19 protein-coding genes and 1 tRNA gene are annotated in these 18,526 nt (G+C 69.1%); 17 read left to right on the top strand and 3 right to left on the bottom strand.

The window, feature by feature from the left end:
• Positions 1–19 precede the first annotated feature (19 nt).
• From ACYVDA_RS09815 to ACYVDA_RS09805, 3 genes are all read right to left on the bottom strand, one after another.
• Positions 20–736, bottom strand: coding sequence for a DUF4190 domain-containing protein (locus ACYVDA_RS09815; protein WP_460817771.1), 717 nt, complete (start codon positions 734–736; stop codon positions 20–22).
• 5 nt (positions 737–741) lie between these two features.
• Positions 742–1,758 (bottom strand): adenosine deaminase, encoded by a 1,017-nt coding sequence (locus ACYVDA_RS09810; protein ID WP_460818155.1) that lies wholly within the window; start codon positions 1,756–1,758, stop codon positions 742–744.
• A gap of 74 nt (positions 1,759–1,832) precedes the next feature.
• Positions 1,833–3,137: an aminotransferase class I/II-fold pyridoxal phosphate-dependent enzyme gene (locus ACYVDA_RS09805; protein WP_460817769.1), complete on the bottom strand. Its 1,305-nt coding sequence runs from the start codon at positions 3,135–3,137 to the stop codon at positions 1,833–1,835.
• A 138-nt stretch (positions 3,138–3,275) separates the two neighbouring features.
• Here ACYVDA_RS09805 and ACYVDA_RS09800 point away from each other — a divergent pair.
• The 17 genes from ACYVDA_RS09800 to ACYVDA_RS09720 all read left to right on the top strand — a co-directional run bounded on the left by ACYVDA_RS09800 (position 3,276) and on the right by ACYVDA_RS09720 (position 18,526).
• A tRNA-Trp gene (locus ACYVDA_RS09800) sits at positions 3,276–3,348 on the top strand.
• A 57-nt stretch (positions 3,349–3,405) separates the two neighbouring features.
• Positions 3,406–3,627 (top strand): preprotein translocase subunit SecE, encoded by a 222-nt coding sequence (gene secE / locus ACYVDA_RS09795; RefSeq protein ID WP_460817767.1) that lies wholly within the window; start codon positions 3,406–3,408, stop codon positions 3,625–3,627.
• Positions 3,628–3,714: 87 nt separating this feature from the next.
• Positions 3,715–4,572: a transcription termination/antitermination protein NusG gene (gene nusG / locus ACYVDA_RS09790; RefSeq protein WP_460817765.1), complete on the top strand. Its 858-nt coding sequence runs from the start codon at positions 3,715–3,717 to the stop codon at positions 4,570–4,572.
• A gap of 91 nt (positions 4,573–4,663) precedes the next feature.
• Positions 4,664–5,095: a 50S ribosomal protein L11 gene (rplK, locus tag ACYVDA_RS09785; RefSeq protein WP_460817761.1), complete on the top strand. Its 432-nt coding sequence runs from the start codon at positions 4,664–4,666 to the stop codon at positions 5,093–5,095.
• An 88-nt stretch (positions 5,096–5,183) separates the two neighbouring features.
• Positions 5,184–5,897, top strand: coding sequence for a 50S ribosomal protein L1 (gene rplA / locus ACYVDA_RS09780; RefSeq protein ID WP_460817759.1), 714 nt, complete (start codon positions 5,184–5,186; stop codon positions 5,895–5,897).
• 94 nt (positions 5,898–5,991) lie between these two features.
• The gene (locus ACYVDA_RS09775) at positions 5,992–6,846 is read left to right on the top strand and encodes a LolA-like protein (RefSeq protein ID WP_460817755.1); all 855 of its coding nucleotides are present in this window, start codon (positions 5,992–5,994) and stop codon (positions 6,844–6,846) included.
• Positions 6,847–7,141: 295 nt separating this feature from the next.
• Positions 7,142–7,807: a 50S ribosomal protein L10 gene (gene rplJ, locus ACYVDA_RS09770; RefSeq protein ID WP_460817752.1), complete on the top strand. Its 666-nt coding sequence runs from the start codon at positions 7,142–7,144 to the stop codon at positions 7,805–7,807.
• Positions 7,808–7,855: 48 nt separating this feature from the next.
• Positions 7,856–8,242 (top strand): 50S ribosomal protein L7/L12, encoded by a 387-nt coding sequence (gene rplL, locus ACYVDA_RS09765; protein WP_460817749.1) that lies wholly within the window; start codon positions 7,856–7,858, stop codon positions 8,240–8,242.
• Positions 8,243–8,545: 303 nt separating this feature from the next.
• Positions 8,546–9,499 carry an ABC transporter ATP-binding protein gene (locus ACYVDA_RS09760; RefSeq protein ID WP_460817746.1) on the top strand — a complete coding sequence of 318 codons (954 nt, stop codon included), beginning with the start codon at positions 8,546–8,548 and terminating at the stop codon, positions 9,497–9,499.
• A gap of 7 nt (positions 9,500–9,506) precedes the next feature.
• On the top strand, positions 9,507–10,292 hold the full coding sequence (locus tag ACYVDA_RS09755) for an MlaE family ABC transporter permease (protein WP_460817744.1): 786 nt from the start codon (positions 9,507–9,509) through the stop codon (positions 10,290–10,292).
• Between the two features lie 5 nt (positions 10,293–10,297).
• A complete protein-coding gene (locus tag ACYVDA_RS09750) occupies positions 10,298–11,125 on the top strand; it encodes an MlaE family ABC transporter permease (RefSeq protein ID WP_460817740.1) in 828 nt (275 codons plus the stop codon).
• Entirely contained in the window at positions 11,122–12,438 is a 1,317-nt protein-coding gene (locus ACYVDA_RS09745) for an MCE family protein (RefSeq protein WP_460817737.1), read from the top strand. The genes ACYVDA_RS09750 and ACYVDA_RS09745 overlap by 4 nt, the downstream gene beginning before the upstream one ends.
• Positions 12,435–13,481: an MCE family protein gene (locus ACYVDA_RS09740; protein ID WP_460817734.1), complete on the top strand. Its 1,047-nt coding sequence runs from the start codon at positions 12,435–12,437 to the stop codon at positions 13,479–13,481. The genes ACYVDA_RS09745 and ACYVDA_RS09740 overlap by 4 nt, the downstream gene beginning before the upstream one ends.
• A complete protein-coding gene (locus ACYVDA_RS09735) occupies positions 13,478–14,491 on the top strand; it encodes an MCE family protein (RefSeq protein ID WP_460817730.1) in 1,014 nt (337 codons plus the stop codon). Before ACYVDA_RS09740 ends, ACYVDA_RS09735 begins: the two co-directional genes overlap by 4 nt.
• A complete protein-coding gene (locus tag ACYVDA_RS09730; protein WP_460817728.1) occupies positions 14,491–15,708 on the top strand; it encodes an MCE family protein in 1,218 nt (405 codons plus the stop codon). The genes ACYVDA_RS09735 and ACYVDA_RS09730 overlap by 1 nt, the downstream gene beginning before the upstream one ends.
• The gene (locus ACYVDA_RS09725) at positions 15,705–17,252 is read left to right on the top strand and encodes an MCE family protein (RefSeq protein ID WP_460817727.1); all 1,548 of its coding nucleotides are present in this window, start codon (positions 15,705–15,707) and stop codon (positions 17,250–17,252) included. Before ACYVDA_RS09730 ends, ACYVDA_RS09725 begins: the two co-directional genes overlap by 4 nt.
• Complete coding sequence (locus tag ACYVDA_RS09720; protein WP_460817724.1) at positions 17,249–18,526, top strand: MCE family protein; 1,278 nt, start codon at positions 17,249–17,251, stop codon at positions 18,524–18,526. The genes ACYVDA_RS09725 and ACYVDA_RS09720 overlap by 4 nt, the downstream gene beginning before the upstream one ends.

Genomic DNA, 18,526 nt, shown 5'->3' with positions numbered 1-18,526 from the left:
GCTGAGCCGACCCGACCGCTCAGGCGTTGCTGTAGTCGCCGCCCGAGGTGGAGCCGCTCGACGCGATCGCCACGACGACCAGGATGACCACCGCGATCACGCCCAGGACCAGCAGGACGGTCCCGACGATGCCCATCACCTGGCCGGCGCGGGCCTGCCCCTCGCCGCCGTAGCGTCCCTGGGACTCCCGGATCTCGCGGACCGTGCGCCCGCCGATGAACCACGCGAACGGGGCGACGAGGATCGGGACGAGGCACATGACGGCCCCGGCCAGCGACACGATGCCCAGGACGAGCGAGAGCGTCGCCCGGGGGTGGTCCTGGTGCGGCGCCCCCCAGGTCGCCGGTGCGCCCGCGCCGTACGCCGGCTGGCCGTAGGGCGACGAGCCGTAGGCCGGCTGGCCGTAGGGCGACGAGCCGTAGGCCGGCTGGCCGTAGGAGGCCTGGCCGTAGGAGGGCTGGCCGTAGGACGGCTGCTCGTAGGAGGGCTGGCCGTACGGCGTCTGGCCGTAGGAGCCCTGGTCGTACGGGCTCTGGCCGTACGACTGCCCCTGCTGCCCCTGCTGCCCCTGCTGCTCCTCCAGGGCCTTGCGCTCCCAGTAGCCGAGGGGCTGGGTGTGCTCGGCGCCGTCAGCGCCGTGCGGGGCGTCGGCGCCCGGCTGGCCGGCCTGGCCGGTCTGGCCGGGTTGCTCGGGCTGGTCCGGTCGCTGGGAGTCGTCCCCCGGGAAGCTGCTCATGGCCCTCAGTCTGCCAACCAGGCGTCGATCTCGCTGCCCCACCGGACCTTGTCGGCCTCGGGGGCCCGCGAGGCCCGCACCGAGGAGCGGGCCAGGTCGGCCAGCTGGGCGTCGTCGAGGTGGTGCGCGGCGCGCATGGTGGCGTACTGGCCGGCCAGCCGCGACCCGAACAGCAGCGGGTCGTCGGCGCCCAGGGCGATGGTGGCGCCGGCCGCCATCAGCTCGGGCAGCGGCACCGACGTGGGGTCGGAGTAGACCCCGAGCGCCACGTTGGACACCGGGCAGACCTCGAGGGCGATGCCGCGCTCCACGACCGCGTCGAGCAGGGCGGGGTCCTCGGCCACCCGGACCCCGTGGCCGAGCCGCCCGGCGTGCAGGTCCTCGACGCAGGAGCGCACCGCGGCGGGGCCGAGGAGCTCACCGCCGTGGGGGGCCAGCAGCAGCCCGGCGCGCTCGGCGATCCGGAAGGCGGGGGCGAAGTCGGAGGTGGTGCCACGCCGCTCGTCGTTGGACAGCCCGAAGCCGACGACCCCGCGGTCGGCGTACTGCGCGGCGAGGCGGGCCAGCGTGCGGGCGTCCAGGGGGTGCCGCGTGCGGTTGGCCGCGATCACCACCGCCATCCCGATGCCCACCTGCGCCGAGGCGTCGCGGACGGCGTCGAGCACCAGGTCGGTGAACTCGGTGATGCCGCCGAAGCGGGCGGCGTAGCCGCTGGGGTCGACCTGGATCTCCAGCCAGCGACCGCCCTCGCGGTGGTCGTCCTCGGCCGCCTCCCGCACCAGTCGGCGCACGTCGTCCTCTGTGCGCAGCACCGACCGCGCGACGTCGTAGAGACGCTGGAACCGGAACCAGCCCTTCTCGTCGGCCGCCGACAGCCGCGGCGGCCACTCGTGCACCAGTGCGTCCGGCAGCCGGAGGCCGTCGCGCTCGGCCAGCTCGAGCAGGGTCGCGTGGCGCATGGAGCCCGTGAAATGCAGGTGCAGGTGCGCTTTCGGCAACTCCTCGAGCTCCCGGAACCGCACCGGGGACTCTCGGGCTGCGCCCTCGTCGTGGTCGGGGTTCGCAGGGCCGGTCACCGCGGTGCTCCGCTCGGGCGTCAGCCGTGGACCTTCTCGGCGGCGGCGAGCAGGACGCAGGTGGTGACGGCCTCCATGGCCGAGGTCACCTCGGCCAGGGCCGGGAAGGTGGGGGCGAGCCGGATGTTGCGGTCGCGGGGGTCGTTGCTGCCGGGGAAGGCCGAGCCGGCCGGGGTGAGCGCGATGCCGGCGTCCTTGGCCAGGGCGATCACGCGCGAGGCGGTGCCGTCCAGCACGTCGAGGCTGACGAAGTAGCCCCCGGTCGGACGCGTCCAGGTGGCCACGCCGAGACCGCCCAGACGCTCGTCGAGCACGCGCTGCACCTCGTCGAACTTCGGCGCGATGATCTCGCGGTGCTTGACCATGTGGTCGCGCACGCCCTGGGCACCGCCGAAGAACTGCACGTGGCGCAGGTGGTTGACCTTGTCGGGGCCGATCGCGCCGGCGCCGAGGTGCTTGAGGAACCACTGCACCGTCTCCACCGATCCGCCCAGGAACGCCACGCCGCTGCCGGCCAGCGTGATCTTGGAGGTCGAGGCGAACACGATCGGGCGGTGGGGGTGACCGGCGACGGCGGCCAGGGAGACCACGTCGGCGCTCTTGGCCTCCTCGGCGGTCAGGTGGTGGAACGCGTAGGCGTTGTCCCAGAAGATCTTGAAGTCGGGGGCGGCGGTCGGCATCGAGGCCAGCCGCTCGGCCACCTCCTGGCTGCACACCGACCCCGTCGGGTTGGCGTAGGTCGGCACCAGCCACATGCCCTTGATGCTGGGGTCCGACGCGGCGAGCTCCGCGACCGCCTCCACGTCGGGACCGTCGTCGTGCATCGGGACGGTGACCGTGTCGATGCCCAGCCACGCCAGCAGCGTGAAGTGGCGGTCGTAGCCGGGCACGGGGCAGATGAAGGTGACCTTCTCCTCCTGCGCCCAGGGCCGCTCGCTGTCGACGCCGCCCTTGAGCAGCAGGTCGACGAGGACCTCGCGCATCATCACCAGGCTCGAGTTGCCACCGGCGACGAGCTGCTCGGGCTCGAGGTGGAGCAGCTCGGCGAACATCTCGCGCAGCTCGCGCAGGCCCTCGAGCCCGCCGTAGTTGCGGGTGTCGACGCCGTGGGCGTCGGTGTGGCCGTGGGGGAGCGCGAGCAGCCCCTCCGCCAGGTCGAGCTGGGCCGAGGAGGGCTTGCCACGGGTCAGGTCGAGCGTGAGACCGCGCGAGACGAGGTCGTCGTACGCCGCTCGCTGCTCGCCGAGGAACGCCTCCACCTCCTCCGGCGTGCGGTCGGCCAGGGGCAGGGCGGGGGGCTGGACGCGGGAGCTGTGCTGGGTCACGGGGTCCATCGTCGCAGAGTCCTCCCACGCGCGCGTCCGCGCTCCTCCCGGGCGCCGGTTCGACTTGCGCAGGCCCGACCCGTAGACTCATTCCTCGGTGTCTTCGGCCATGGTCTCGTCCTGCCCGGAGTACGCCGTAGGGCACTAGCTCAACTGGCAGAGCATCGGTCTCCAAAACCGAAGGTTGGGGGTTCAAGTCCCTCGTGCCCTGCGAGATCGTCCAGCAGGAAGCTCGCTCGAAGTCCAGCAACGCGAAGGTGGGAGACACGTGTCGGAGAAGGCCGTTCGTTCGGACAGGTCCGAGCGCACCAGCCCGGTCACGTTCTACCGCCAGGTGATCGCCGAGCTGCGCAAGGTCGTGTGGCCCACGCAGCAGCAGCTGGTCTCCTACCTAATCGTGGTGCTGGCCTTCGTGCTGGTGATGATCGCCTACGTCTCCGTGCTCGACCTCGCCTTCGGCAAGGCCGTGTTCGCACTCTTCGGAGGCTAGGCACCACCACGCGACGGACCTCCCGAGACAGGTGGGACGGTCCCGCACCAGAGCTTCCTCCCCGCGCAACGAGATGACGGAGTAATCGTGTCTGAGCAGTACCCCCCGCAGCCCGCCGACCCGACCGCGAACCTGGGTGACCCCACGTTCGCGACCGAGGGGGAGCAGGCGGTCGACGAGGACCAGGTCCTCACCGACCCCGAGACCGGTCAGACGATGACCTCCCCGGTGCCCGCCGGCGAGTCCGACCTGCCCGTCGACGAGGACGCCGAGGAGTTCGACGAGGACGCCCCCGTCGACGCCGCTCCCGCCGACCCGATGGAGGAGTTCCGCTCCGCGCTGCGGATGAAGGTCGGCGACTGGTTCGTGGTGCACACCTACTCCGGCATGGAGAACCGGGTGAAGGCCAACCTGGAGAACCGGATCACCTCGCTCAACATGGAGGAGCTGATCCACGAGGTCATCGTGCCGACCGAGGAGGTCGCCGAGATCAAGAACGGGCAGCGCAAGCTGGTCAAGCGCACCGTGCTCCCCGGCTACGTCCTGGTCCGCATGGACCTCACCGACGAGTCCTGGTCGGCCGTGCGGCACACGCCCTCGGTGACTGGCTTCGTCGGCCACAGCCACCAGCCGGTGCCGCTGAGCCTGGACGAGGTCGAGAACATGCTCGCCCCCGCCGTCCAGGCCGAGGCCGACGCCGCCGCCGCGGCCGCCGCGCAGAGCTCCGGCACCGCCGTGCCCGCCGCCACCGCGGCCCGCACCCAGGTCGCCGTCTCCGACTTCGACGTGTCGGACTCGGTCATGGTCGTGGACGGCCCGTTCGCCACGCTGCACGCGACGATCACCGAGATCAACGCCGAGGCGCAGAGGGTCAAGGCCCTCGTCGAGATCTTCGGCCGGGAGACCCCGGTCGAGCTGAGCTTCACCCAGATCCAGAAGGTCTGAGCGAAGCAGCAACATCAGGTGGCAGAGACCGGTCGGTGACCCGACCGCCTCGTGAAGACCACGACGAAACAACCCGAGAAGGACGCGCTCCATGCCTCCCAAGAAGAAGATCGCTGCCCTGGTCAAGGTGCAGCTCAACGCCGGTGCCGCGACGCCGGCACCCCCCGTCGGTACGGCCCTCGGCCCGCACGGCGTGAACATCATGGAGTTCTGCAAGGCCTACAACGCCCAGACAGAGCCCATGCGCGGCAACGTGATCCCCGTCGAGATCACCATCTACGAGGACCGCTCGTTCACCTTCATCACCAAGACGCCCCCGGCCGCCGAGCTGATCAAGAAGGCTGCCGGCGTCGCCAAGGGCTCCGGTGTGCCGCAGAAGGACAAGGTCGGCAAGCTCAACAAGGACCAGGTCCGTGAGATCGCCACGACCAAGCTCCCCGACCTCAACGCCCGTGACCTCGACGCCGCGATGAAGATCATCGAGGGCACGGCCCGATCGATGGGCATCACGACCGAGGCCTGACCGCCCCGGCACGACCCGTCGTACCCCACCCGTGGCAGAGCCGCGCTGGCTCGTGGACCACAACTTTCGCAAGGAACAGAGGAAAGACATGCAGCGCAGCAAGACCTACCGCGCCACCGCGGAGACCTTCGACCAGGACGAGCTCCACGCCCCGCTCGCGGCGATCAAGATCGCCAAGGGTGGTGCGAAGAAGAAGTTCGACGAGACCCTCGACGTGGCCATGCGCCTGGGCGTCGACCCCCGCAAGGCCGACCAGATGGTGCGTGGCACCGTCAACCTGCCCCACGGCACCGGCAAGACCGCCAAGGTCCTGGTGTTCGCCAACGGCGACAAGGCCGACGCCGCCCGTGAGGCCGGCGCCGACGTCGTCGGTGGCGACGAGCTGATCGAGAAGGTCAACGGCGGCTGGCTCGACTTCGACGCCGTCGTCGCGACGCCGGACATGATGGGCAAGGTCGGTCGCCTCGGCCGCGTCCTGGGCCCCCGTGGTCTCATGCCCAACCCGAAGACCGGCACGGTCACCCCCGACGTGGCCAAGGCCGTGACGGACATCAAGGGGGGCAAGATCGAGTTCCGCGTCGACCGCCACGCCAACCTGCACTTCATCATCGGCAAGGCGTCCTTCGACGAGACCCAGCTCGCGGAGAACTACGCGGCTGCCCTCGAGGAGGTGCTGCGGCTCAAGCCGGCCAGCTCCAAGGGCCGCTACATCCGCAAGGTCACCGTCTCCTCGACCATGGGCCCCGGCGTCCAGGTCGACCCCAACCGCACGCGCAACATCGCGGGCGAGGACGACGCCTGATCGGCACCCGCACCACAGTTCCACCGATGCACCGGTCACCGGGGCGGTCAGTCGTTAGGCTGACCGCCCCGGTCCCGTTCTCGGAGGTACCCCCGTGCGTCGCTCACGCCTGACCGTCCTGCTCACCGCTCCCGTGCTCTCGCTCGGCCTCGTGGCCGGGTGCGGCAGTGGCGCAGGAGGCTCCTCCTCCGGTGCGTCCTCGTCGGGCAGCTCCTCGAGCCCCTCGGCGTCGGAGTCCGCCAGCGCGTCGTCGTCGGCGTCGTCCTCGGCCCAGGGGGCACTCTCGACCGGTGACTTCGGGACGCGTGTCTACGACGCCCTGAAGAAGGCGGGCACGGCCCGCTTCGCCGTCACCGTCGCGTTCGGCGCCCAGCGCTCGACCGGCCAGGGCGAGGTCGACCTGTCCACCTCGCCGCCCGCGTCCCACGTGACGCAGGAGGTGGCCGGCGCCGGCAGGACCGAGGCGATCCTGGTCGGCGGGAAGCTCTACCTCAAGTCCCCGCAGTTCGGCGCCAAGTACCTCGAGATCGACCCGACCGACAAGACCGGCCCCGGTGCGCTGCTGGGGTCCATGGGGGCGACCGCGGACCCCGGGCGCGTCCTGAAGGCGATGGACGCCGCCGCCAAGGTGACGGCGAAGGGCACCGAGCAGGTCGGCGGCGTGAGCACCACCCACTACCGCGTCGTGGTCCCGCGCGACGCGCTGGTCAAGGCGCTGGGCACCGACCCGCGGGTCGCGAAGGTGCTGCCGCCCCAGGTCGCCTACGACATGTGGGTCGACGACCAGGACCTGGTCCGCAAGCAGACCGGGGTCGTCACCGTGGCGTCCAACACCGTCACCACCACGACGACCTTCCGCGACTTCGGCAAGCCGGTCACGATCAAGGCCCCGCCCGCCTCGCAGACGACCACGCGGGTGCCCGGCGCGACGGCGACCACCGGCTCCTGAGGCCCCCGGCCCCGGCCGATTTGGCCGGACGCCGACCCACCCCGTACTCTTCCTGGTTGTAGCCGAAGACCGCCGGCCGGCCGTCACGTCTCGTTCACCCGAGGCATCGACGTCCCGAAGGTCCGCAGAGCGATGCGGACGACCAGCGCAGGTGACACCGAGACAGACGAGATCCTCCTCCGACGCCCTGGGTGCACCTGCACCAGGGCGTCTTGCACGTCCGGTCCCAGGCTCGGGAGCCGCGCAACCTGCGCGACGACCAGCACACGACTGTGCACCAGCTGGAAGGAGACCCATGGCGCGGCCAGACAAGGCAGCAGCCGTCGCGGAGATCGTCGACTCGTTCAACGACTCCTCGGGCGCTGTGCTGACCGAGTACCGCGGTCTCACCGTGAAGCAGCTGCAGGAACTGCGGCGGGTTCTCGGCGAGAACGCCCACTATGCCGTGGTCAAGAACACGCTGACCAAGATCGCTGCCAAGCAGGCGGGTGTCGACGGCGTCGACGACCTCCTCAACGGCCCGACCGCCATCGCGTTCATCAGCGGTGACGTGGTCGAGGCGGCCAAGGGTCTGCGTGACTTTGCCAAGGCCAACCCCGCCCTCGTGATCAAGGGCGGTTTCGTCGACGGTGCCCCGATGGCGGCTGCCGAGATCGCCAAGCTGGCCGATCTCGAGTCCCGCGAGGTCCTCCTGGGCAAGATGGCGGGCGCGATGCTCGCCTCCCTCAGCCAGGCCGTCTACCTGTTCAACGCCCCCCTCGCCCAGGTCGCCCGGCTCGCCGGCGCCCTGGAGGAGAAGGCGCAGCAGGACCCCACGATCCTCAAGGGCGGTGCCGGTACGCCGGCTGCCGCGGCCGAGGACACCGCAGCGGAGGAGGCCCCCGAGGCCGAGGCTGCTGCATCCGACGACGCGCCCGCGTCCGAGGAGACCACCGAGGCCACCGAGAGCACCCAGGCCTGACATCCCGGTTGCGGCGAGAGCCGCACCACCACTGAAAGGAACGCCACCATGGCGAAGCTCAGCACCGACGAGCTGCTCGACGCTTTCAAGGAGATGACCCTCCTGGAGCTCAGCGAGTTCGTGAAGCAGTTCGAGGAGACCTTCGGCGTCACCGCCGCCGCCCCCGTCGCCGTGGCCGCCGCCGCTGGCGCCGGTGCCGGCGCTGCCGAGGCCGAGGAGGAGCAGGACGAGTTCGACGTCGTCCTGGAGTCCGCCGGCGAGAAGAAGATCAACGTCATCAAGGAGGTGCGCGCCCTCACGAGCCTCGGCCTGAAGGAGGCCAAGGACCTCGTGGAGTCCGCCCCCAAGGCTGTCCTGGAGAAGGTCAACAAGGAGGCCGCCGAGAAGGCCAAGGAGTCCCTCGAGGGCGCCGGCGCCAAGGTGTCGCTGAAGTGATCCCCAGGTGCGTGCCCGCCCTCGGGTGAGCGCGCACCGGCCGACGGCCGCCCCGGACATCTCGTCCGGGGCGGCCGTTGTCGTCTGCCCACCTGGTGTGGTCCCCTACACGCGCGGCCGGGACCCACAGGTGCACGTGTGTTTCCTGAGACGACTTGATCAACACCGACACGAACCGTGTCATCTGTGCGTAACTTAGCCGTTGGCTACTCGTTGGTACGCGTGGTCCGGGAGAGCCGCGCGTGCCGCCCCACCGGACTGGTGCGCGGCAGCGGGTGACAGGGAGCAGAGGGAGAGGGCCACATGGGCGTTGAGATCGACATCAAGGACCTGACCAAGAGCTTCGGCAAGCAGCTCATCTGGGGCGACGTGACGTTGACCGTCCCCGCGGGCGAGATCTGCGTGATGCTCGGTCCCTCGGGCACCGGCAAGTCGGTGCTCCTGAAGACGATCATCGGTCTGCTCAAGCCCGACCGGGGCAGCGTCGTGATCGAGGGTGTCGACATCGCCTCGTGCCCCGAGAAGGAGCTCTACGAGATCCGCAAGCTGTTCGGGGTGCTGTTCCAGGACGGCGCCATGTTCGGCTCGATGAACCTCTACGACAACATCGCCTTCCCGCTGCGCGAGCACACCAAGAAGTCCGAGTCCGACATCAAGAAGATCGTGATGGAGAAGCTCGACCTCACCGGTCTGATCGGCACCGAGACCAAGCTGCCCGGCGAGATCTCCGGCGGCATGCGCAAGCGCGCCGGCCTGGCCCGCGCCCTCGTCCTCGACCCCGAGATCGTGCTCTTCGACGAGCCCGACTCCGGCCTCGACCCGGTCCGCACCTCGTTCCTGAACCAGCTGATCGTCGACCTCAACGCCCAGATCGACGCCACGTTCCTGATCGTCACCCACGACATCAACACCGCGCGCACGGTGCCCGACAACATCGGCCTGCTCTACCACAAGCACCTGGCCATGTTCGGGCCCCGCGAGATGCTGCTGTCCTCGGAGGAGCCGGTCGTCCGTCAGTTCCTCAACGCCCAGGTCGTGGGTCCGATCGGCATGTCGGAGGAGAAGGACGCCGACGAGCTCGAGGCCGAGAAGGACATGGACCTGCCGCCGCTGCCGCCGATCCCGATGCAGCTCGAGCCCTCCAACGGACAGCCCCGCCGCAGCCAGCGCGCCCCCGGCGCCTGGTGCAAGGAGAACGGCATCGAGCCGCCCCCGGGGTCGTTCGAGCAGAACATGTCCATGACGACCGGGGCGTGAGCGGCTGATGGCCTCAGTCACCGCGCAGAGGGTCCTGCAGCCGATCGGCACCGCCGGCAAGCTGTTCGCCTTCTTCCTCGACACTGTCCGCCAGCTGTTCCGCAGGCCGTTCCAGACCCGCGAGTTCATCCAGCAGGCGTGGTTCATCGCCTCGGTCACGATCGTGCCCACGGCGCTCGTCTCGATCCCGTTCGGCGCGGTCATCGCGCTCCAGGTCGGGAGCCTGATCCGCCAGTTCGGTGCGCAGTCCTTCACCGGATCGGCCTCGGTCCTCGCGGTCGTCCAGCAGGCGGCGCCGATCGCCACCGCACTGCTGATCGCCGGTGCCGGCGGCTCGGCCATCGCGGCCGACCTCGGCGCCCGCAAGATCCGCGAGGAGCTCGACGCCATGATGGTGCTCGGGATCGACCCGATCCAGCGCCTGGTCGTTCCCCGCGTGCTGGCCGCCATGCTGGTCTCGGTGTTCCTCAACGGCCTGGTCACCGTGGTCGGCGTGGCTGGCGGCTACGTGTTCAACGTGGTGCTCCAGGACGGCACGCCCGGCGCCTACCTGGCCAGCTTCACCGCGCTCGCCCAGCTGCCGGACCTGTGGGTCGGCCTGATCAAGGCGCTGATCTTCGGGCTCATCGCGGCCGTCGTCGCGGCGTACAAGGGTGTCAACGCCGGCGGCGGTCCCAAGGGCGTGGGTGACGCGGTGAACGAGTCCGTGGTCATCACCTTCCTGCTCCTGTTCGTGGTCAACCTCGTGGTGAGTGCGATCTACCTCCAGCTCATACCGCCGAAGACGGGGTGACGACGATGCCGAACCTCAAGCAGGTCTACGCGAAGCCTCTGGGCAGCCTGGACCGGATGGGCGAGGAGCTCGCCTTCTACCTGCGCGCGATCCGGGTGACGCCCCGGTCGGTGACCCGCTACCCCAAGGAGATCATGCGTCTCCTGGCCGAGGTCACCCTCGGCTCGGGTGCGCTCGCGGTCATCGGGGGCACGGTCGGCGTCATCACGGCGCTGACCTTCTTCACCGGTGCGCAGGTGGGCCTGTCCGGCTACGCCGCGCTCAACCAGATCGGCACCGCGGCGTTCTCCGGCTTTGTGTCGGCGTACTTCAACACCCGCGAGATCGCCCCCCTGGTCGCGGGCATCGCCCTGGCCGCCACCGTCGGCTGCGGCTTCACCGCCCAGCTGGGCGCCATGCGCATCTCGGAGGAGGTCGACGCCCTCGAGGTGATGGCGATCCCCTCGATGCCCTACCTGGTCACCACCCGCATCGTCGCCGGGCTGATCGCGATCGTCCCGCTGTACGTCGTGGGGCTGCTCGCGTCGTACTTCGCGACCCGGCTGACGGTGATCAACTACTACGGGCAGAGTCCCGGCACCTACGACCACTACTTCAACCAGTTCCTGCCTCCGGGTGACGTGCTCTGGTCCTTCGGCAAGGTGCTGGTCTTCTCGGTGGTCGTGATCCTGATCCACTGCTACCACGGCTACACCGCCAGCGGCGGCCCCGCCGGCGTGGGCGTCGCGGTCGGTCGCGCGGTCCGCACCTCGATCGTGGCGGTCAACGTCATCGACCTGCTGCTGTCCATGTCCATCTGGGGGTCCACGACGAGCGTGAGGTTGGCGGGATGAGCAAGTACCTCATGAACCACCGCTTCCTCGGCGCGGTCTTCCTGGGCCTGCTGGCCCTGGCCGTCTGGGCGACCGCGGGCGCCTTCGGGCAGAAGTTCACCAGCTTCGACACCGTCTCGGCCAAGAGCGACAACGTCGGTCTCCAGCTGCCGGCGCGGGCCGACGTCAAGGTGCGCGGCATGATCGTCGGTCAGGTCACCAAGGTCACCTCGACCGGCAGCGGCGCGACCCTGAAGCTGGGGCTCCAGCCCGACAAGATCAACGAGATCCCGAAGAACGTGACGGCCTCGATCCTGCCCAAGACCCTCTTCGGTGAGAAGTACGTCGAGCTCACCATCCCGTCGCAGCCGTCGTCGACGGCGCTGAAGTCCGGCGACTCGATCGGTCAGACCAAGCTCCCCACCGAGGTCGAGGCGGTCCTCAACGACCTCTACCCGCTGCTGCGCACGGTGCAGCCGGCCGAGCTGAACTACACCCTCACCGCGCTGGCCGACGCCCTCGAGGGCCGGGGAGCGAAGATCGGTCAGACGATCGTCACCCTCGACAGCTACCTGAAGCGGATGAACCCCCAGGTGCCCGCGCTGATCCAGGACATCAAGCTCCTCGCCTCGGTCACCGGGACGTACGCCGACGTGACGCCCCAGCTGGCGGCGACGCTGCGCAACCTGACCAAGACCGGCAACACGTTGCGCGAGAAGGAGCAGAAGCTCAACTCCTTCCTCAAGGACCTGACCGCGTTCTCCGACACGACGACCGGGTTCCTCAACGACAACGGCAACAACATCATCCGGCTCGGTCAGCTCAGCGAGCCGATCGTGGCCCTGCTCCGGCGCTACGCCCCGGAGTACCCCTGCCTGCTGGAGGGCATCGTGAAGCAGGCCCCCCGCCTGGGCAACACGTTCCGCGACTTCATCTTCCACATCAACCTCCAGCTGCTCCCGCAGCAGCCGCGCTCCTACACCTCGGCCGACCGGCCGGTCTACGGCGCGGACAACGGGCCGAACTGCGCCAAGCTGCCCAGCCCGCCGATCCCGTACTACCCGCGGGGCGGCAACTTCCCGAACATCAACGACGGCGCCAACGGCCTCGGCAAGGGTGACAACCAGCGGACGGCGACCGGCTTCGGCGTCCGTGGCGCCTCCACCGGCCGCCAGTCCGGCCTGACCGTCGGCAGCTCGGGCACCGCGTCGCAGAAGGCGATGATCAACTCGCTGCTGGCCCCCTCGATGGGGATCCCGGTCGACCAGGTCTCCGACGTCGCCTCGCTGCTCTACGCCCCGGCCCTGGCCGGCACGGAGGTGAGCGTCGGATGAGCATCCTGGACAAGAAGACCCGCGGCGACTTCGTCAAGCTGGTGATCTTCCTCGTGGTGACCTCGATGGCCACCGGCGTGCTCGTGGTCCTGATCGGGAACCTGTCGTTCGAGTCGACCCGGGACTACAAGGCCGTCTTCTCCGACGCCACCGGCGTCACCAAGGGCGACGACATCCGGATCGCCGGCGTCAAGGTGGGGAGCGTCAAGAAGGTCGAGATCGTCAACCGGACCGACGCCGAGCTGACCTTCTCGGTCGCCGACAAGGCGACCGTGACGCGCAGCTCGACCGCCACGATCCGCTACCGCAACCTGGTGGGGCAGCGCTACGTGTCCCTGACGCAGGGCGTCGGCGACCTGACGGCCCTGCCCGCGAACGCCACGATCCCGCTCAGCCGCACCCAGCCGGCGCTGGACCTGACCGTGCTGTTCAACGGCTTCAAGCCGCTGTTCGCCGCGCTGTCCCCGGCCGACATCAACAAGCTCTCGGCCGAGGTCGTCCAGGTCTTCCAGGGCGAGGGTGGCAACTTCACCCAGCTGCTGACCAGCACGGCGTCGCTGACCAACACCCTGGCCGACCGCGACCAGGTCATCGGTCAGGTCATCGACAACCTCAACGCCGTGCTCGGCACCCTCGCGGGCCGCGACAAGCAGCTCAACTCCCTGATCACCCAGTTCCAGCGCTTCATGGCGGGCCTGGTCCAGGACAAGGACGCGATCCTCGGCTCGCTGGACTCGGTGTCCGCACTGGCCAACCAGACCTCCGACCTCGCCGTCGGCATCCGTCCCTCCCTGGTGCGCGACGTCAAGGGCCTGCGCTCGGTGGCGGGCAACCTGAACAAGAACCGCGGTGAGCTCGACCGGGCGATGCAGGTGCTGCCCATCAAGCTCGCCAAGATCGGGCGGACGGCCATCAACGGCTCGTTCTTCAACTTCTACCTCTGCCAGTTCCAGGGCAACGTGAAGGTCGCGGGCCAGTCGTTCGGGCTGATCGAGTACGACACCAGCAAGCTAGGCAAGGATGCGAGGTGCAACCTCGGATGAGCGTCCCCTTCCGCGAGCGCAACCCTGTCCCGATCGGTGCCATCAGCATCGCCGTGATCCTGTTGCTGCTCATCGCAGCCTTCAAGGCCTCCGACCTGCCCCTGATCGGGGGTGGCACCACCTACCAGGCCGCCTTCTCCGAGGCGAGCGGCCTCAAGGCCAACGACGAGGTCCGCATCGCCGGCGTCCGCGTCGGCAAGGTGTCCGGGATCGAGCTCAAGGGCAACAGCGTCGTGGTGTCCTTCAAGGTGGACACGCCCTCGAAGTTCGGTGACCAGACCGGCGCGCAGATCAAGGTCAAGACCCTGCTCGGTGCCAACTACGTCGCGCTGATCCCCAAGGGGCCGGGCCAGCTCAAGGAGGGCGCGATGATCCCCAAGTCGCGCACCCGGTCGGCGTACGACGTGGTGCAGGCCTTCTCGGGCCTGGCCGACCGCGCCCAGAAGATCGACACCACCCGGCTGGCGAAGTCCTTCGACACGCTGGCCGCCCTGACCAAGGACACCCCGGTGGCCTTCCAGGGCACGCTGCGCGGACTCTCCCGGATCTCCCAGACCGTGGCCAGCCGCGACCAGCAGATCGGTGAGCTGCTCCAGAACCTCAACACGGTCTCCGGCACGCTGGCGAACCGCGACAAGGACCTGGTCGACCTGATGAAGAACAGCGACATCCTGCTCCGGGCGCTGGTCGCCCGCCGCCAGGCGGTGCACACGCTGCTGGTCTCCACCAACCGGCTCTCCCTGGAGCTGACCACCCTGATCCGGCAGACCCGCGGCGACCTCAAGCCGGCCCTGCGCAACCTGCAGGGCGTCGTCGACGTGCTGCTGAAGAACCAGAACAACCTCGACGAGAGCCTGCGCCTGATGGCCCCCTTCTACCGGGTCTTCGCCAACCTCCTCGGCACCGGTCCCTGGTTCGACACCTACATCGCGAACCTGCCGCCCACCCCGGCGCTGACGCAGCTGCCCTCGCTGCCCGGCACCTCACCGACCGCCGTGGGAGGGAACTGATGAAGAGCCTGGGCAAGGTCAACCCGATCATCGGGGTCCTGGTCGTCATCGCCCTGGTGGGTGCGCTCCTGGCTGTCTTCTGGCCCGGGTCGGGCCAGACCCAGGTCACGGCCGACTTCCCGCGCTCGGTCTCCCTCTACGAGGGCTCCGACGTCAAGATCCTCGGCGTGCCCGTGGGCAAGGTCGACACCGTGACCCCGGCGGGCACCTCGGTGAGGGTCAAGCTGCACTTCGACTCCCAGTACAAGGTCCCGGCCGACGCGAAGGCCGTGATCATCTCGCCCTCGATCGTGGGCGACCGGTTCGTGCAGCTGACCCCGGCCTACACCGGGGGCCAGGTGATGCGGTCGGGCACGACCCTCGGCATGGACCGCACGGCCACGCCGCTGGAGCTCGACCAGATCTTCGGCAGCCTCAACACGCTCACCAAGGCGCTGGGTCCCGACGGGGCCAACAAGGTCGACGCCGGTGGGGTCGGTCCGCTCACGCGGCTGCTCGACTCGACCGCCCGCAACCTGGGTGGCCAGGGCGTGCAGATCAACAAGACGCTGAAGAACTTCGGCGCCCTGACGAAGACGCTGGCCGACAACAAGGACGCGCTGTTCAGCTCCCTGAGCAAGGTGGAGAACTTCACCAACACGCTGGCCACCAACGACAAGACGGTCCGTGACTTCAACGACTCCCTGGCCAGCGGGGCCAACCTGCTCGCGGGGGAGCGCCAGGAGCTCGCGGCGGTGCTGAAGAACCTGGCCACCGCGATGGTCGAGATCCGCCGGTTCGTCAAGGACAACCGGTCCTCGCTGACGCGCAACATCTCGGGCCTGAACAAGATCTCCGGGACGCTGGTCAAGCGCCGCACCCAGCTCGACGAGATCCTGCGCGTGGCCCCCGGCGCCCTGAACAACCTGTTCCTCGCCGGCAACGTCCACAACGGCACGCTCGACGTCCGCGACAACACCGGCGAGCTGTTCAACCAGCTGCGCCAGAACCCGGCCGCCGTGCTCTGCACCCTGACCGGTCAGGGCCCGAACACCGCTGCCTGCAAGGCACTGACCAGCGTCCTGGGCAACAAGACGCTGACCGACGTCCTGGGCAGCAAGTCGCTGCCGACCGGCAACGGCCGCGCTGCCGCCCTGTCCGGCTCGACCTCGTCCGGTCCCCGCACCGTCGAACCCGTCGACCGATCCCTCGGTGGACTCCTGGAGGTGCAGCGATGAGCGCCCGTCCCGTGCGTCGACGTTCGACGCGTGCCCTGATCGGCCTGGTCGGTCTGCTGGTGTCGGTGCTGACGCTGTCGGGCTGCTCGATCTACGACGTGCCGCTCCCCGGCGGTCCGAAGGTCGGCAGCAACCCGATCACGGTCAAGGTGATGTTCCGCGACGTGCTGGACCTGGTCCCGCAGTCGACGGTCAAGGTCAACGACGTCTCGGTCGGCAAGGTCACCAAGGTCGACCTCAAGGGCTACGTCGCCGTCGTGACGCTCGCGCTCCCGCACGGGATCGACCTGCCCGACAACGCGCGGGCCCAGATCCGCCAGACCTCGCTGCTGGGCGAGAAGTTCGTCTCGCTGGAGAAGCCGTCGGACCCCAGCTCGACCAAGCTCGGCAACGGCGACACGATCGGCCTGGAGAACAGCGGTCGGAACCCGGAGGTCGAGGAGGTGCTGGGTGCGCTCTCCCTGCTCCTCAACGGTGGCGGCGTCGGCCAGCTCAAGACGATCGTCTCCGAGCTCAACAACGCCTTCAGCGGCAACGAGACCCAGGCCCGCTCGCTGATCACCCAGCTGAGCAGCTTCATCGGGCAGCTGGACAAGAACAAGGCCTCCATCGTGCTGGCCCTGGACAACACCAATCGCCTCGCGGCGAACCTGCGCAAGCAGGACACCACGATCAAGAACACCCTCGACGACGTCCCGGCGGCCCTGGCCTCGGTCAACCGCCAGCGCGCCGACCTGGTCAAGCTGCTGAAGTCGCTGACCCGCCTCAGCGGTGTCGGGGTGCGGGTCATCAAGGCCTCGAAGCAGTCGACGATCAACACCCTGCGGGACCTCGACCCGGTGCTGCAGAGCTTCTCCCGGGCCGGCGACAACCTGGCGAAGTCCTTCCAGGTCTTCCTGACCTACCCGTTCGTCGACGAGGCCGTCGGCCGCAGCCCGCGGGTCGCCCGCAACCTCCACATGGGCGACTACACCAACCTGTCGGTCAACCTGAACCTCGACCTGCTCAACCTGCCGACGCTGCCCACCGGCCCGGTCTGCGACACGCTCGACACCATCCGGCAGACCACCAAGGACAACCTGACCAAGGCGGCGCAGAACGCTGCCGACGCGTTGCCCAACAACCCGTTGATCACCGGCCCCGAGCTCACCAAGCTCAAGAAGGCCATCTACGACGACCTGGTCGACCAGCTCCTCAAGGCCGCCGTCCAGAACTGCCGCGCACCCAGCGTGCAGGACATTGCCGGCCTGATCACCAAGGACTACGTCACCAAGCTGCTCGACACGCTGAACATCCTCAGCGCCAAGCAGATCCAGCAGCTGCTCAACGGGACGCTGGGCAAGGTCGGGGGCGCCCTGACCGGCGGCTCTGGCTCTGGGTCCTCCGGTAGCGGCGGTCTCGCCGGCACCGGTGTCACCCTTCCCCGCACCGCCCCCGGCGGCACGCTCAAGGCCGAGCCGATCGACCCGTTCGGGCTCAGCAAGTACGGTCTCGACCCGGGCATCGGGACGATGCTCCTCCAGGGGGTGGCAACGGTCCGATGATCACCGCACGCACCAAGAAGCAGCTGATCGCCTTCGTCATCCTGACCCTGGTCGGGGTGTCCTTCGTGGGCGCTCGCTACGCCAAGCTGGACCGCCTGGTCATGAACACCTCCTACGCGGTCAACACCGAGCTCGCCCAGTCGGGTGGCATCTTCACCGGCGCCGAGGTCACCTACCGCGGCGTCGGCATCGGCCGGGTCAGCGACATGAAGCTGACCAAGAACGGCGTCGACGCCGTCCTGGACATCGACAACAAGTACGACAAGATCCCCAGCGACACCCTCGCCGTGGTCGGCAACAAGTCGGCCGTCGGCGAGCAGTACGTCGAGCTCCAGCCCCAGAAGAACGGCGGGCCCTTCCTCAAGGACGGGTCCAAGATCGCCCAGCCGGAGACCCGCACGCCGGTGCCGCCGCAGGAGCTGCTGACCAACCTCGACGCCTTCGTCCGGTCGGTCCCGCAGTCGGACCTGCGCACGGTCGTCGCCGAGTCCGGGGCCGCGTTCAAGGACGCGGGTCCGAGCCTGGGTCAGATCATCGACACCTCGAACTCCTTCATCCGCACGGCCAACGACAACTTCGCGACCACCTCCGCGCTGATCCGGGACTCGCGCGTGGTGCTGCAGACGCAGGTCGACAAGGGCTCGGACATCCGCAGCTTCTCCCGCGACCTCGCCCTCTTCACCGGCACGCTCGCCGGCAGCGACGCCGACCTGCGCAAGCTGATCGACAACGGCTCGGCGACCGCCAACCAGCTGCGCAGCTTCCTGCAGCAGAACCGGGTCAACCTCGGCCAGCTGATCAACAACCTGGTGACCACCAACCAGATCGTGGTCAAGCACCTCAACGGCATCCGGCAGCTGCTGATCGTCTACCCGTACGTCGTGGCCGGAGGCTTCACCGTCGCCCAGAAGACCGGGAACAGCTACAACGCCAGGTTCGGGCTGATCCTCCAGCAGAGCGGTGCCATCTGCAAGGCCGGCTACGTCGCACCGCGCAGCCCCAAGGACCTCTCGGAGCGGCCGATGCCGACCAACGTGGGCTGCAAGGACGGCAGCAAGAACCCCCGTGGGGCTGAGAAGACGCCGGCCAACCGGGTCGGTGCCGACTACCGCGCTCCGGTCGCGACGTACGATTCCCAGACCGGCAAGGTGTCCTGGGCCGACCAGGACAACAGCGCCAAGATCGCCTACGACGGCGGTGCGGAGCAGCTCTACGGTGCCGACTCCTGGAAGAGCCTGCTGCTCTCGCCGTCGGTGGACACCGACCAGGAGTAG

Source organism: Nocardioides korecus (assembly GCF_054778395.1).
This window is presented reverse-complemented; position numbering and strand designations above follow the sequence as displayed.